The 14,610-nt window shown below is 71.2% G+C and carries 10 protein-coding genes and 1 tRNA gene; 4 read left to right on the top strand and 7 right to left on the bottom strand.

The genetic code is table 11. The features are described from left to right. Positions 1 to 104 precede the first annotated feature (104 nt). Entirely contained in the window at positions 105 to 1,346 is a 1,242-nt protein-coding gene (locus tag KVT45_RS20840; protein ID WP_217549576.1) for a helix-turn-helix domain-containing protein, read from the top strand. Positions 1,347 to 1,577: 231 nt separating this feature from the next. Next, positions 1,578 to 1,856 (top strand): hypothetical protein, encoded by a 279-nt coding sequence (locus KVT45_RS20835; RefSeq protein WP_254647070.1) that lies wholly within the window; start codon positions 1,578 to 1,580, stop codon positions 1,854 to 1,856. Between the two features lie 331 nt (positions 1,857 to 2,187). Here KVT45_RS20835 and KVT45_RS20830 read toward each other — a convergent pair whose 3' ends face one another. The 6 genes from KVT45_RS20830 to leuS form a co-directional block, all read right to left on the bottom strand. Further along, entirely contained in the window at positions 2,188 to 2,463 is a 276-nt protein-coding gene (locus KVT45_RS20830; protein ID WP_217549572.1) for a hypothetical protein, read from the bottom strand. A gap of 177 nt (positions 2,464 to 2,640) precedes the next feature. After that, positions 2,641 to 5,094 (bottom strand): ComEC/Rec2 family competence protein, encoded by a 2,454-nt coding sequence (locus tag KVT45_RS20825; RefSeq protein WP_217549571.1) that lies wholly within the window; start codon positions 5,092 to 5,094, stop codon positions 2,641 to 2,643. Beyond that, on the bottom strand, positions 5,091 to 6,239 hold the full coding sequence (locus KVT45_RS20820; protein WP_217549569.1) for a ComEA family DNA-binding protein: 1,149 nt from the start codon (positions 6,237 to 6,239) through the stop codon (positions 5,091 to 5,093). Before KVT45_RS20820 ends, KVT45_RS20825 begins: the two co-directional genes overlap by 4 nt. Before the next feature lie 131 nt (positions 6,240 to 6,370). After that, entirely contained in the window at positions 6,371 to 7,216 is an 846-nt protein-coding gene (locus KVT45_RS20815; RefSeq protein WP_217549567.1) for a DegV family protein, read from the bottom strand. Between the two features lie 72 nt (positions 7,217 to 7,288). Continuing rightward, on the bottom strand, positions 7,289 to 8,017 hold the full coding sequence (locus KVT45_RS20810) for a hypothetical protein (RefSeq protein WP_217549565.1): 729 nt from the start codon (positions 8,015 to 8,017) through the stop codon (positions 7,289 to 7,291). Positions 8,018 to 8,168: 151 nt separating this feature from the next. Beyond that, complete coding sequence (gene leuS / locus KVT45_RS20805; protein WP_217549563.1) at positions 8,169 to 11,048, bottom strand: leucine--tRNA ligase; 2,880 nt, start codon at positions 11,046 to 11,048, stop codon at positions 8,169 to 8,171. Positions 11,049 to 11,475: 427 nt separating this feature from the next. Between leuS and KVT45_RS20800 the strand changes: the two genes are divergently transcribed. Together KVT45_RS20800 and KVT45_RS20795 are read left to right on the top strand one after the other, a co-directional pair. Beyond that, positions 11,476 to 12,741 (top strand): cytochrome b/b6 domain-containing protein, encoded by a 1,266-nt coding sequence (locus tag KVT45_RS20800; protein WP_217549561.1) that lies wholly within the window; start codon positions 11,476 to 11,478, stop codon positions 12,739 to 12,741. Then, on the top strand, positions 12,738 to 14,351 hold the full coding sequence (locus KVT45_RS20795; RefSeq protein ID WP_089106800.1) for an NADH-quinone oxidoreductase subunit NuoF family protein: 1,614 nt from the start codon (positions 12,738 to 12,740) through the stop codon (positions 14,349 to 14,351). The genes KVT45_RS20800 and KVT45_RS20795 overlap by 4 nt, the downstream gene beginning before the upstream one ends. Positions 14,352 to 14,520: 169 nt before the next feature. Here the strand turns inward: KVT45_RS20795 and KVT45_RS20790 are convergent. After that, a tRNA-Ala gene (locus KVT45_RS20790) sits at positions 14,521 to 14,593 on the bottom strand. Positions 14,594 to 14,610 lie beyond the last annotated feature (17 nt).

Below are 14,610 nucleotides of genomic sequence, written 5' to 3'. Positions count from 1 at the left end.
GAGCACCGATCATGCCCCCTCAGCAGCCGGACGCGAACCCGGCTTGACCTAACGGCGTTGCTCCGCTACGGCGAGTGCGTACCCTGGGTGTTGAGGTGGTGCCGATGTCCACAGGGTTGGCCGACAACGTCAGGAAGTACCGGCGCACGGCAGGGCTGAGCCAAGAGGGGTTGGCCGAAGCTGCCGACCTGTCGCTGAGCACCGTGCGCAAGGCGGAGCAGGGCGGGCACGTCAGCATGGACACCCTTGCGTCACTCGCTGGTGCGTTAGGGGTGTCGACGTCCGATCTGTTCGCCAGCGAGGCGCCTGAGCCCGTGCTGGGTCAGCGGGACGAAGCGAACCGCAGGAGCCTGGCAGAACTGCGCCGTGCCCTCATGCCCCCTATCGGGCTCGCTGCGCCCCTGGCAGAGCCTGGTGAGGCTGCGGAACCATCGGTCATCAGGCAGGGCGTACAGGACGGCCATGCGCTCTACCAGGCGGATCGGTACACCTCGGTTGCCCGGAAGCTTCCCGGCTTGCTGCGTTCCTCCGAAGCGGCCGTTGCGATCCTTGAGGGCGAAGAGCAGCAGCACGCCATGATCGCGAGGGCGCATGCGCTGCTGTTGGCAGGCAAGTACCTGACCCAGGTCCGGCAGTACGACATGGCTTACTTCGCGCTGGCTGAGGCAATCCGGCTTGCCCGCGAGACTGGCCAAACTCAGTTGGCAGCAACGGGAGTTGTCGGTCTGTGCTGGCTGCTGCTCCGGCAGGACCGATTCGACGAGTCGGAGACTCTTGCAGCGCAGACGGCAGCGGAGATCGAGCCGCGCATGTCCGAGGCGACGCCCGCGCAACTCGCTGTCTGGGGTGAGCTGTGGCTACGGGTTGCGGCAGCAGGGCGGAGGAACAACCGGCCAGACGTGGCGAAGCATGCCCGCCGAATGGCAGGAACGGCCGGGGGCGCCCTGGAGCGGGAACACACGGACTTCCCGACGCATTGGAGCGCGTTTGGCCCTGTCACCGCTGAGGCGAAAGCCGTTGAGGATCTGGCCCTTGTCGGTGACGCGCGTGGTGTTCTGCGGCGCGCTGACGACGGGCCCCTGAGCCCCAAGGCCGTGAAGAACTTCGGGCGGCTGAGTACGAACAACTGGGGCCGTCACCGGCTCGACGTCGCACGGGCTCATGTCCTGCTTGGGTCCCACCAGGACGCCATGGACGAGTTGGGCAACCTGCGCGAGACAGCTGACGTGTGGCTGACTCATCAGCCCATGGCACGGCGCGTGATGGCAGACATCCTGAAGACTCGCAAGCGGACGCTGACGGAAGAGATGCGCACCATGGCGGCACACCTCGGGGTCGCTGGCTGAGGTACCACGGAGCGTGGTAGTTCGGCGCGCCGCCTGACTCAACTACCGCTCTGCGCATGTGGATTGGCTCGCCGGCCGCCCGTACGGTCCCCTTACGGATCAGCGGCGAAGGGGGCCGAAGCGATGCACAGAACAGACGGTGACCGGCCGCGACGGCAGCACCTTGCTGACGTGTCGACGGGACACCGGCCCCGGTTGCTGCCGTGGACGACCGAGGACGGCAAGCGGTGCATGTTGAGCACCGACGACCCGGGCGGGTTCCTGTCTCGGCTCGCTGACGACTTCGAGGCAGTACAGCTTGCGATGGGTGCGGACGTGCTCAGCGCTGCGCGCAAGGTGCTGGCCGACCCGATGACCCCCAACGCTGAAGTCAGGTACACAGCGCTGCGCCTGTCCGAGTGCCTGACTGACGCTCTGCGGATCGCTGAGAGCCGGGGGCTGCGCCTGTCTGCGCCCGACGCCGAAGAGGACGACAGCGACAGCGAGAGCCCCGCTGAGGCGTCCGCATGACCCGCGCGATTCTGCGGTACGTCCCGCACACGATCCGGCACCAGGAAGAGGGCGGGTGGATCTACGAAGCGTTCTGCGCTGCACCGGGCTGCGAGGAGGATTCCGGCCCCCAGGACACCCAAGAGGCAGCGCAGGACTGGGCGCTTCAACACACCGGCCGGAACCCTACGCATGATCTCTTCCGGCGCGTGGCGACTGACCATGCCCGCGTGACGCGGAACGAATGACCCCGGCTCGCTGGGCTACGCCGATTGCTCAGCGTATGTCGGCTGCCCCGTCCGTGCGTTGCTCCCCCGTGGCGCATGGGCGGGGCTCATCGCTGCCGATGTGCTCAGCGCTGACTCAGAGCCTCCCGCAGCGCCGTTTCCAGTGCCCTTGCTGCCGGGGCGTACGACGGTTCGCTGAGTCGTTCCCCGCGCATTTCCGCCACGTGGGCAACCTCCCTCACGGCACCCGCCAACTTTTCGATCAGGGTGAGAAGCTCATCCCGAGAGACTTCCGGACGCTGTGCCATGGCCAGCGCGTAGGCAGCATCGTTGCGTGCCGCGCAAATGACGTGTTCCTCGGTCCGGTCGCGGAGTTGCTCAGTGCCGATAGGCTCGGTCATGCCGACTCCCATTCAGTCGGTTAGCCCCGGCGTGGAAGCCTTCACCCTTCCTGCCGGGGCGCTGTGTTTTCTACCTTGATCAGCGTACGGAAATTCGCGGTTCCTCCGGTGCCCTGAAACCGACGCTCATGCACCCCGCCTGACTGCCGTGTGGGTGCGCTGACCAGGGCAGACGTGCTAGAACTGGAAGTCACGACCCTTCGGGTTGTCCGCCCCGCACGAGATGAGCGCGACCCGTGGCGCAACCAGCCGCAACAACTGCGGATCCTGATAGGCGGACCCGTGATGGGCCACCTTCAGCACATCCACCCGGCCCAGTCCGGCAGCGGCCGGTGATCTCAGCAGCTCCTGCTGGGCCGGGGGTTCGAGGTCCCCGAGCAGCAGCATCCGCAGTCCGGCCGAGCGGACCAGCAGGGCGACACTGGCGTCGTTCGGTCCGTCCGGCTCCGGGGCCGGGTCCGGGGGCGGCCACAGCACCCGCCAGTCCAGCGGCCCGGCCCTGCGCCGCTCCCCGGCGACCGCCCGCGTGACCGGGACACGGTGCTCGGCAGCCTGCCTCCTGACGAACTCGGCCTGGTCCGCGGGTTCCTCGAACCCGGTCGTCTCGATCTGTGCCACCTCACGCCCGCGCAGCACCCCGGGCAGCCCCGCCACATGGTCGGCGTGGAAGTGGGTGAGAACGACGAGCGGGATCCGGGTGATGCCGAGTTCCCGAAGACAGTGGTCGACCAACGCCGGATCGGGCCCGGCGTCCACCACCACTCCCGTGCCCGCGCCCGCCGCGAGCACGGTCGCGTCGCCCTGCCCGACGTCGCACATCGCCAGCCGCCAGCCGGGCGGCGGCCAGCCCGTGATCACCCGGGTCAGCGGCGCCGGCCGTACCACCAGCAGCACGAGCAGCACCCCCAGCACCCCGCACCACCACGGATGCCGCAGCAACCGCCGCCCCAGCAGTACGACGGCCACCGTCACCCCGACCAGCAACAGCGCCCCCACCCAGCTCCCGGGCCAGTCCACGCCCGCACCCGGCAGCCCGGCCCCGGCCCGGGCGATCCCCGCGATCCATCCGGCCGGCCAGCCGGCGCACCACGCCAGCAACTTGGCCACCGGCATCGCCACCGGAGCCGCCACGAGCGCCCCGAACCCCAGGACCGTGGCCGGCGCGACCGCGATCTCCGCCAGCAGATTGCAGGGCACCGCCACCAGACTCACCCGCGCCGACAGCACCGCGACCACCGGCCCGCACACCGCCTGCGCCGCCGCGGCCGCCGCCAGCCCCTCGGCCAGCCGCTCCGGCACCCCGCGCCGCCGCAGCGCCTCGCTCCACCCGGGCGCCAGCATCAGCAGCGAACCGGTGGCCAGCACCGACAGCAGGAAGCCGTAACTACGGGCCAGCCACGGGTCGTACAGCACCAGCAGCAGAACCGCCGTCGCCAGCGCCGGGACCAGGGACCTGCGGCGGCCGGTCGCCAGGGCGAGCAGGGCGACCGCGCCGCAGGCCGCGGCCCGCAGCACGCTGGGGTCCGGCCGGCACACGACGACGAAGGCGAGCGTGAGCGCCGACGCGAACAGCGCGGTCGCCCGCAGCGACAGCCCGAGGCGCGGAGCCAGCCCCCGGCGCTCGGCCTGCTGGGCCAGTCCCGGCGGTCCGACGAGCAGGGCGAGCAGGATGGTGAGGTTGCTGCCCGACACCGCGAGGGTGTGCGCGAGGTCGGTCACCTCGAACGCCTCGTCCAGTTCCGGTGTGATCCGTGAGGTGTCCCCGACGACCAGCCCGGGCAGCAGCGCCCGCGCGTCCTCGGACAGCCCGTCGGTCGCCTCCCGCAACCCGGCCCGCAACCGCCCGGCCAGCCGCTGCGGCCCGCTCGGTTCCCCCACCACCATCGGCGCGGGGCGCTCCCGCACCCGCAGCATCGCGGCGACCCGGTCCCCGCCGGCCGTGGCCGGCGCCAGCCGACCGCTCACCCGCAGCCGTGTGGAGGGCAGCAGCCCGAGCCACCGCGTCCGGCCACCACTACCGGGCGCCCGCACCCCCGTGTCCACGGCCACCAGCACCGGGGAACGCGTCGTCACCGCGGTCCCATCAGCCTTCTCCACCCGCCGTACCTCGCCGCGCACCAGCACGGCGGCCGGAGTGGCGTGGTCCCCCCGCACGCGTGGCCGGGCGGCCCAGGGGTCACCCGTGAGCTCCACCTCCGCGGTCACGGTGGCGTACTCGCGGGCCAGCGCGGGAACCGGTCCGCGGCGTACGTCCGCCCCGTGCAGCCCCGCGGAGGCGGCCGCCCCGGCGACGCAGAGGAGCAGCGCGCCGGCCGAGGCCTGCCGCCAGGCCGGCCGGGCGGACCCGGCGCCGACGGTCACCGTCCCGGGCCGGGGGCGCGCCCGGCCGAGCCGCAGCATGATCATCCCGGCGACCAGGCAGGCGACGGCGGTACCGGCCGTCCACCCGGGCGGCGCGTCCAGTGCCAGCGCCGCCGTCGCCCAGACGGCCAACGCGGGCGGCACCAGCCGCAGGTCGGCCCGCGCGTCCTGCCGGGCGTGCGCGGTCCCGAGCCGCTGCCCCGGGCCGGCGTGCACGGCCCGGTGTCCGGCCACGGGTCCCGGGGCCGCGCCGTCGGTCACGCGCCTCATGGCCGTACCAGGTCCCGCAGGTCGGAGTAGCGGCGGTCACCGATGCCCCTGACCTGGCGAAGTTCGTCGACCGAACGGAAACCGCCGTGCTGGGTGCGGAAGTCGACGATGTGCTGGGCCAGCACCGGGCCGACTCCGGGCAGTGCGTCGAGTTGCTCCACGGTCGCGGTGTTCAGGGAGACGGGGGCGGACGGGCCGGCTCCCGCCGCGGCACCACCCACGGCCTGGCCCGGTGCGGCCGGCGGGGCGGGGCCCCCGACGACGATCTGTTCGCCGTCCGTCAGGAAGCGGGCGCGGTTGAGTCCGTCGGTGTCCGTACCGGGCCGCACCCCGCCCGCCGCCCGCAGCGCGTCGGTCACCCGGGACCCGGCCGGCAGTGTGTGGACCCCCGGGTCGCGGACCTTCCCGGTGACATCCACCACAATCTCCCCAGCAGTCCTGCCGGCTGCGCCGGATCCTCCGGACCCGCCGAGCGCACCGGGCGCCGCGGCGGTACCGGCTCCGGCAGCGGCGGCTCCAGCGGCCGGTGCCTGCTCCTCGCCCTTCTCGTACGGTGCCTCCGCGCGCACCACCTCCGGTGCGCTCACGGACTCCGTCCGGCCCGCCCAGAAGTGCTGCACGGCCAGCGCCGCGGCCACGACGAGGACCACCCCGAGGGCGACCGCGCCCCGGCGTTCCAGCCCGCAGCGCGTCTGCAGCCACACCGGCATCCGCTCCCGTACGGCGAGCCCGACCCGGGACCGCAGCCCGGGCAGCGCCGGCTCGCGCCGCGCCGTGGCCTCACCGGCCAGCGCACGGGCCGACGACATCACGGCCGCTGCCGTGGACAGGGCCGCCGCGGCGGTGCGTACTCCGGCCGTGGCCGTGCGCACCGCGGTCGCGGCCGCGGTCAGTCCGGTCGCCGCACCGGTGCCGGTCACCGTTTCCGCGGTGGGCGGTCCTTGCCCCGGCAATGGCGGCCCGGCGACGGCCCGTTCACCGAAGAGGAGTTCCGCCCGGCGGCGCAGTTCGTCCGCCGGGGCGGGGCGGCGCCGGACACCGGCCCGGACCGGGGACCGCCGGTGCCGGGTGCGGCCGTCGGAGGTGGGGCCCCGGCCCGGGCCACTGGTCGCATGTGTCTCGTGTGAGCGTGATCGAAGTGCCATGCGACGAGGATCGGGCTTCCCGCCGATCCACGATGATCTTGGTCAGTTTCCGTGGACCGCGGCCGGGTTGTGGACAACTCCGCCACCCTCACGAGTGATGATGCCGATGCTCACGCTCCCGGATCCACAGGTCACCGCAGCGAGACGACCGCCCCGAGCAGCCCGGGGCCGGTGTGCGCGCCGATGACCGCGCCGACCTCGCTCACGTGCAGGTCGACCAGCCCGGGCACCCGCGCCCGCAGCCTGTCGGCGAGGGCCGAGGCACGGTCCGGGGCGGCCAGATGGTGGACGGCGATGTCCACCTCGGCGCCGCCCGCGCGCTCGGCGGTGAGCTCCTCGAGGCGGGCGATGGCCCGGGACGCCGTCCGTACTTTTTCCAGGAGCTCGATCCGGCCGCCGTCCAGCTGGAGCAGGGGCTTCACGGCGAGCGCGGAACCCAGCAGGGCCTGGGCGGTGCCGATGCGGCCGCCGCGGCGCAGATAGTCGAGGGTGTCGACGTAGAAGTACGCGGAGGTGCCGGCTGCCCGCTTCTCCGCCGCCGTGACGGCCTCGTCGACGGTGCCGCCCGCCTCGGCGGCCTCGGCCGCAGCGAGCGCGCAGAAACCGAGGGCCATCGCGACCATCCCGGTGTCCACCACGCGCACCGGAACGGGTGCCTCGCGGGCGGCGACGACCGCCGCGTCGTAGGTGCCCGACAGTTCGGCGGACAGGTGGAGCGAGACGATGCCGGTGGCCCCGGCCCCGGCGACCCTGCGGTACGTCTCGGCGAACACCTCCGGGCTGGGCCGGGACGTGGTGACGGGGCGCCGCTTCTGCAAAGCCTGGGCCAGGGAACGCGTCGAGATCTCGGTACCCTCTTCGAGCGCCCGGTCGCCGAGGACCACGGTCAGGGGTACCGCGGTGATGCCGTGGCGCTCCACCGTCCGCGGCGGCAGGTAGGCCGTTGAATCGGTGACGATCGCGACATGGCGGGACATGAGCTGGAGGTTACCTGGCGTAGCCCGGGCACGGCAGCCCGCCCCCGGCGGCTCGGACCGGGACCGGCCGTGTCAAGTGGTGCTCTCCGGCCGGGGCTTCTTCTGCCAGGGGTACGCCCGAGGGCGGCCGGGAGGGGTGATCGCGGGCTGCACCGGGTCCTCGGCCGCGGCGGGCCGGGGTTGCTCGGGCCAGGTCTGACGGTCGCCGGGGCCGGCGGCGGCCTCGGGCCACGGCGCGGTCTGCGCGGCCGGGTCCGGCCGGGTCCAGTGCCGCAGGGCGTCCGCCTCGACGCCGATCTGGGTGCTCAGGGTGTCAAGATCGTCGTCGGCGAAGCGGCGGGCCCGGTCGCGGGCCGCCCAGCGCAACGCGTCCGCGGACTCGGTGATGCGCTCGGTGCGGCGGCGCAGTTCGGGCAGGCGCGTGGCGAGCGTGGCCCGGTCCGGTTCGGACTCCAGGCGCCTGAGTTCGCCGTCCAGTTCCTGCCCGTGCGCGCTGAGGCGCTGGAAGAGGCCGAGGGACTCCTTCAACGACTCGTCCTCGGCGACGCCCGCGTACAACGCGTCCTGGGTGGCCCGCATCGAGGTGCGCAGGGCGAGCCGGAGCTGGGCGATCTCGCCCGCCGGGCCGATCTGGACCATGGACTTGGCGCGCAGCGTGTGCTCCTCGACCGTGCGCCGGGCCTGGGTGATCGTACGGTCCACCCCGCGCTTGGCGGCACCGACCGCCTTGAACGTGACGTACGCCCCACCGGCGACGAAGAGCAGGAAGAGAACGGCGAATACGGCGATCACTGCTTCCACGGTGCTCCTCCTCGCTGCCCACCACCCCGGCCGTTTCCGGGCACGGCGTGGATGGCCGTGCCCCACAACGGTAAACGCAAAGGGCAGGCCCGGAGTTCCAGAAAAACCCCGAACCTGCCCGTAGGGGACCACCCGGAGACGGTCCGCGGTGTCACGCCGTGACGATGTTCACCAGCTTCGGCGCGCGCACGATCACCTTGCGGATCCCGGCACCGCCCAGCGCCTTCACGACCGTCCCGTCGGCCAGCGCCACCTTCTCCAGCTCCTCCTCGGAGATGGCAGGCGACACCTCCAGACGGGCCTTGACCTTGCCCTTGATCTGTACGACGCAGGTGACGGTCTCGTCGACGACGTAGTCCGGGTCGGCGACCGGGAAGTCCCGGTGCACGACCGAGTCGGTGTGGCCCAGCTTGCGCCACAGCTCCTCGGCGATGTGCGGGGCCAGCGGCGCGATCATCAGCACCAGCGGCTCGGCGACCTGACGCGGCACCGCGCCGCCCGCCTTCGTCAGGTGGTTGTTCAGCTCGGTGACCTTGGCGATGGCCGTGTTGAAGCGCAGGCCCTCCAGATCCTGGCGGACACCGTCGATCGCCTTGTGCAGGGCGCGCAGCGTCTCCTCGTCCGCATCGGCGCCGGTGACGGTGACCTCGCCGGTGGCCTCGTCGATGATGTTGCGCCACAGCCGCTGCAGCAGCCGGAACTGGCCTACCACCGCGCGCGTGTCCCACGGCCGGGAGACGTCCAGCGGGCCCATCGCCATCTCGTACAGACGCAGCGTGTCGGCGCCGTACTCGGCACAGATCTCGTCGGGAGTCACCGCGTTCTTCAGGGACTTGCCCATCTTGCCCAGCAGGCGGGTGACCTTCTCGCCCTGGTAGTAGTACTCGCCGCCCAGCTCCTCGACCTCGGCGGCGGGCACCGGGAAGCCACGCGCGTCGCGGTAGACGTAGGCCTGGATCATGCCCTGGTTGAACAGCTTGTGGAACGGCTCGGCGGACGAGACGTGCCCCAGGTCGTACAGGACCTTCGACCAGAAACGGGCGTACAGCAGGTGCAGCACGGCGTGCTCGGCACCGCCGACGTACAGGTCGACACCGCCGTGCGGCATGCCCTCGCGCGGACCCATCCAGTACTGCTCGATCTGCGGGTCGACCAGCTGCTCGTTGTTGTGGGGGTCCAGGTAGCGCAGCTCGTACCAGCAGGAACCGGCCCAGTTGGGCATGGTGTTGGTCTCGCGGCGGTACTTCTTCGGCCCGTCGCCCAGGTCCAGGGTGACGTTGACCCAGTCCTCGTCGCGCGACAGCGGCGTCTCGGGCTGGGTGTCGGCGTCCTCCGGGTCGAAGGTGCGCGGCGAGTAGTCGTCGACCTCCGGCAGTTCCAGCGGCAGCATCGACTCGGGCAGCCCGTGGGCGACGCCGTCCTCGTCGTAGACGATCGGGAAGGGCTCGCCCCAGTAACGCTGGCGGCTGAACAGCCAGTCGCGCAGCCGGAAGTTGACGGTGCCCTCGCCGATGCCCTTGCGGGCCAGCCACTCGGTGATACGGGCCTTGGCCTCGGCCACCGGCAGACCGTCCAGCTTGATGTCGTCGTTGGAGGAGTTGACGATCTTCGCGTCGTACGAGGCGAAGGCGTCCTCCCACGTCGACGTGTCGGTGCCGCGTCCGTCGGTCGGCTCGACGATGCAGACGATCGGCAGCTCGAAGGCGCGCGCGAACTCGAAGTCGCGCTGGTCGCCGGCCGGTACGGCCATGATCGCGCCGGTGCCGTAGCCCATCAGCACGTAGTCGGCGATGAACACCGGGATCTTGTCGCCGTTGACCGGGTTGGTCGCGTACGCGCCGGTGAACACACCGGTCTTGTCCTTGGCCTCGGCCTGCCGCTCCACGTCGGACTTGGCGCCGGCCTGCGCACGGTACGCGGCGACGGCCTCGGCAGGGGTGGCGTGGCCGCCGGTCCACACGTCGTGGGTGGCCTCGGGCCAGGCCGCCGGGACGAACTGGTCGACCAGCGGGTGCTCGGGAGCCAGCACCATGTAGGTCGCGCCGAACAGGGTGTCGGGTCGCGTGGTGAAGACGGTGATCTTCTCGCCGTCGATCGGGAAGTCGACGCGGGCGCCCTCGCTGCGGCCGATCCAGTTGCGCTGCTGCAGCTTGATGGCCTCGGGCCAGTCCAGCTCGTTCAGATCGTCCAGCAGGCGGTCGGCGTAGGCGGTGATGCGCATGTTCCACTGGCGCAGCTTGGCCTTGAAGACGGGGAAGTTGCCGCGCTCGGAACGGCCGTCGGCGGTGACCTCCTCGTTGGCCAGCACGGTGCCCAGGCCGGGGCACCAGTTGACCGGTGCGTCGGAGGCGTAGGCCAGGCGGAACTCGCCCAGGACGTCGGCGCGCTCGGCGGCGGTCAGCTCGTTCCACGCGCGCGTGTGACCCGGTACGGCACGCTCACCGGACTCGAACTGGGCGATCAGCTCGGAGATCGGGCGGGCCTTCTTCGCCTCGTCGTCGTACCAGGAGTTGAAGATCTGCAGGAAGATCCACTGGGTCCACTTGTAGTAGTCCGGGTCGATCGTGGCGAACGACCGGCGCTTGTCGTGGCCCAGGCCCAGCCGGCGCAGCTGGACCTTCATGTTCTCGATGTTGGCCTCGGTGGACACGCGCGGGTGCGTGCCGGTCTGCACGGCGTACTGCTCGGCGGGCAGGCCGAAGGCATCGAAGCCCAGGGTGTGCAGGACGTTGTGGCCGTTCATCCGCTGGAAGCGGGCGAAGACGTCCGTGGCGATGTAGCCCAGGGGGTGTCCGACGTGCAGGCCCGCACCGGACGGGTACGGGAACATGTCCATGATGAACTTCTTGGGCCTGGCGACCAGCCCGGGGTCGCCGGCCAGGTCGCCCGTGGGGTTCGGTGCTGCGTAGGTGCCGTCGGCGTCCCAGAAGTCCTGCCAGCGTGCCTCGATCTCGGCCGCCAGGGCGGCCATGTAGCGGTGCGGCGCGGCCTCCGCCGACGTGGCGGCGGCAGCGGGGTTCGTCTCGCTCATGATCCTCAAAGCTCCATCGGTCGTCTCTGCCTGCGGCTGCGAACGTTCTAGAAACGAAAAATCCCCTCACACAGGAGGGGACGCCGCGCCGATGCCGACCAACCGTTTCGTCCGGCGGTCGGGACTGATCAGCGCGGCCCGCTAAGCAGAAGGCGTACGGCACGCATGGCGTCAGGGTACCGCAGCCCTTGAGCAAGCTGCGACGCGCTTGCGTATCAATGGTTGACACGTGTGTCTGAGGCGACCATCGGGACGAGAGTTGAACCAGGTTCAAAAATTACTTCGCGTAACGTCCGCTAAAGGACATCACAAGGGCTGCATGACTCTTTGATAACAACGCAATAACTCAAACCTCGTACTGATCGGTATGGCGCCACTTAGGCTGCGGCACCGGGACCGCTTTCCCGAACTGCTCGGAGTTGCCCCCATGAACCCTCGTCGTAGTAACAGCTCGCTTCCCAAGCCAGGCCGTTCGGCCTGGGGGGTGGCGTCCGCTGTCGTCCTGTTGCTCATACCCGTGGTCGTGCTGAGCGGAGGCAGCCAGTTCCAGTCGTTCCTGAACTTCGGCGCGGGCGTACTCTCGCTCGTCTCGCTGAGTTGCTCGGTGATCTGGGGTCTGATCGCACAGGACCGCATCTTCCTCAACACCCGCCAGCGAATCGTCGGCCAGGCGGTGCACCGGACGACCGCGGTCGCCTCGATCGCGTTCCTGCTGGTGCACATCGTCACGAAGATCGCCCTCGATCACACCGTGGTGATCGCCGCGATCATTCCGTTCTCGCTCGGCATCACCGGAAGCGCCGGCCTGATCGGGCTCGGCTCGCTGGCCGGACTGCTGATGATCTTCGTAGGCGTCACCGGCGCCCTGCGCAGCAACTTCGCCGCCCCGGCCGTCGTCGCGGCCCGCTGGCGTGCCATGCACATGCTGGCCTACCCGGCCTGGTGCGCCGCGCTGATCCACGGCCTGTACGCGGGCCGCGCCGCGAAGCCGTTCTTCATGATCTCGTACGACCTGTGCCTGGTCGGCGTGATGGCCGCACTGGCGCTGCGCGCCGCCCCGCGCCCGTTCAAGCGGAGGGTCGCCGACCGCCTCGTCTCCGTCCTGGGCAGTTCGGAGCGACCGGAGCTGGACGACCTGGACGCCAGCCGCGCCCGGGTGGGCGAGTCCGCGCTGCCGGGCTACGAGGCCATGCGCGAGCGCGAGCCGAGGGCGTCGCGCGCCGACACGGCGACCTCGCAGTCGAACCCGCTGTTCCCGTCCGCGGCGGCCGCCGCACCCGGCCCCGATCCGGCTTCCGGCTTCGCCGCCGCCTACCGGGCCACGTCCCCCGGCCAGCCCCAGTCGCCGTTCGCGGCCGGCCAGACCGCGCGCATGGAGCGCGTGGACGGCCCGTCCAGCACCTCGGGCAGCTGGCCGATCCCGTCCCCGCCGCCGGTCGGCGAGGCCCCCAGGTCGACGTACGACCCGCTCCAGGACACCGGATACAACATCCCCGCCTATGGCAATCCGGGCGCCGGTGGCACGGCCGGACGTGATGTGTACGACACGAGTGAGACGAACGCCCGGTACGGGACGTACAACTCGAATGACACGTACAACAGCGGTCCCGCCAACGAACCACCGCCCGGAGCGTCCTTCGACGCCCCGGGTTCGGGCGAACCTTGGAACACGCCTTCCGGAGGCTATAGGTGAACGAGGCCCTGCCCGACGTCCCAGAAGTCCGCGTGGTCGGCCTTCCGCAGCTCACGTCGGGCTTCGACCTTGTCGAAAGACTCGATCTGCCCATGCACCTCAAGGTGCACGGGCCGCTTGAACCCTTGGGCGGGGAGCAGCTCGCGCAGCTCTCCGAACGCATCAACCTGAAGGGCCGCGGCGGCGCGGGCTTCCCCTTCCACAAGAAGCTCCGCTCGGTCGCCGAGGCGGCGATCAAGCGCGGCGTACGACCGGTCGTCGTCGTCAACGGCAGTGAGGACGAACCGGCCTGCCGCAAGGACACGGTCCTGATCAACCGTGCCCCGCACCTGATCCTCGACGGTGCGCTGCTGTGCGCCGAGGCGCTGGGTGCCCGCACGCTCGTGGTGGGGGTCACCCGGGAGTCCACGCAGCGCTCCATGGAGCAGGCGCTCGCCGAGCGCGGTCTGAGCAACGGCCGGCGTTCGGCGCTGAAGGCGTTCGTCCAGCGCAACCCGGTCCGCATGGTCACCGGCGCCGCCGCGTCGCTGATCCGCTCGATCGACGGCGGTCCGGCGATCCCGCCCGGCCGCAAGACCAGTGCCTCGCAGAACGGTGTCGGCGGCGCGCCCACGCTGCTGTCGAACGCGGAGACGTTCGCGCAGCTGGCGATCGCCGCCCGTATCGGCCCGGAGCGTTACGGCAACACCGGCCTGTACGACGAGCCGGGCACCGTCATGCTGACGGTCTCCGGGGCGGTCGCCCGCCCCATGGTGATCGAGGTCCCCACGGGCGTGCCGCTGCGCTACGTCCTGCAGCTGGCCGGCGCCCCGCCGGTGCCGCAGGGTGTGCTGACCGGCGGCTACCACGGCAGGTGGATCGACGCGGCCACGGTCAACGAGGCGATCGTCTCCCGCAACTCGCTCGACGCGGTGGGCGGTGCGCTCGGCGCCGGCGCCATCCTGCCGATCACGCAGGAGACCTGCCCGCTGGGCGAGTCACTGCGGGTCGCCCAGTGGCTGGCGGAGGAGAGCGCGGGACAGTGCGGTCCCTGCTACCTGGGCCTGCCGGCGGCCGCGCGCGGCATGGAGGACATCCTCAACGGCGGCGGACCGGCCGCCCTGGAGGCGCTCAAGCAGGTCGCGAAGAACGTGAAGCGGCGCGGCGCGTGCTCGCACCCGGACGGCTCCGCGATGTTCCTCGAGTCGACGATCAAGGCGTTCACCGACGACCTGGCCGCGCACGTTCTCGGCAACGGCTGCGGACGGCCCGTGGAGGGCGTTCTGCCGCTCTTCGAGGACGGCAAGATGCCTTCGGGCATCCCGGGCGGCGGAGAGCCCGAGGACAACGGTGCCGGCAGCCGCCAGAAGATCTACGTCGACTGGACGCTGTGCCGGGGCCACGGTCTGTGCGCGGACATCCTCCCGGAGGTCTTCGAGCTGGGCGCGGACGGTTTCCCGACCGTCGCGCAGGCGAAGGTGCCCCGGTTCGCGGAGGCCAAGGCGCTGCGCGCGGTGCGCCGCTGCCCGGCGCTCGCCCTGCGCCTGGAGGAGGACACACGTTCGCAGGCACCGGCCAAGAACCTGCCGGTTCTCTCGCAGGGCCGCGGCCGCCGGGCGCTGGGACGCTGATCGCACACTTCACGGCACGCATGTGGGGCGGGTCACCCTGGTCGGGTGGCCCGCCCCACGCGTGCGGAGCGAATCCGCGAACGAAGTTCCCGCGAAAGAGGTTTCCGAGTGTTTTCGGAGCAACGCCAAAGGCGGACCATCCGTTCGGATGATCCGCCTTCGATTTCTGTGGAGCTAAGGAGAATTGAACTCCTGACCTCCTGCATGCCATGCAGGCGCTCTACCAACTGAGCTATAGCCCCTTGTCCCGTTCCGCCCG

It is taken from the genome of Streptomyces sp. GbtcB6 (genome assembly GCF_019091475.1).
In the GTDB taxonomy this organism is placed as follows: Bacteria; Actinomycetota; Actinomycetes; order Streptomycetales; family Streptomycetaceae; genus Streptomyces; species Streptomyces hyaluromycini.
This window is presented reverse-complemented; position numbering and strand designations above follow the sequence as displayed.

Coding starts and splice junctions, on each gene's coding strand:
- KVT45_RS20840 (WP_217549576.1), top strand. CDS start 105: ATGTCCACAGGGTTGGCCGACAACGTCAGGAAGTACCGGCGCACGGCA.
- KVT45_RS20835 (WP_254647070.1), top strand. CDS start 1,578: ATGTTGAGCACCGACGACCCGGGCGGGTTCCTGTCTCGGCTCGCTGAC.
- KVT45_RS20830 (WP_217549572.1), bottom strand. CDS start 2,463: ATGACCGAGCCTATCGGCACTGAGCAACTCCGCGACCGGACCGAGGAA.
- KVT45_RS20825 (WP_217549571.1), bottom strand. CDS start 5,094: ATGAGGCGCGTGACCGACGGCGCGGCCCCGGGACCCGTGGCCGGACAC.
- KVT45_RS20820 (WP_217549569.1), bottom strand. CDS start 6,239: ATGGCACTTCGATCACGCTCACACGAGACACATGCGACCAGTGGCCCG.
- KVT45_RS20815 (WP_217549567.1), bottom strand. CDS start 7,216: ATGTCCCGCCATGTCGCGATCGTCACCGATTCAACGGCCTACCTGCCG.
- leuS (WP_217549563.1), bottom strand. CDS start 11,048: ATGAGCGAGACGAACCCCGCTGCCGCCGCCACGTCGGCGGAGGCCGCG.
- KVT45_RS20800 (WP_217549561.1), top strand. CDS start 11,476: ATGAACCCTCGTCGTAGTAACAGCTCGCTTCCCAAGCCAGGCCGTTCG.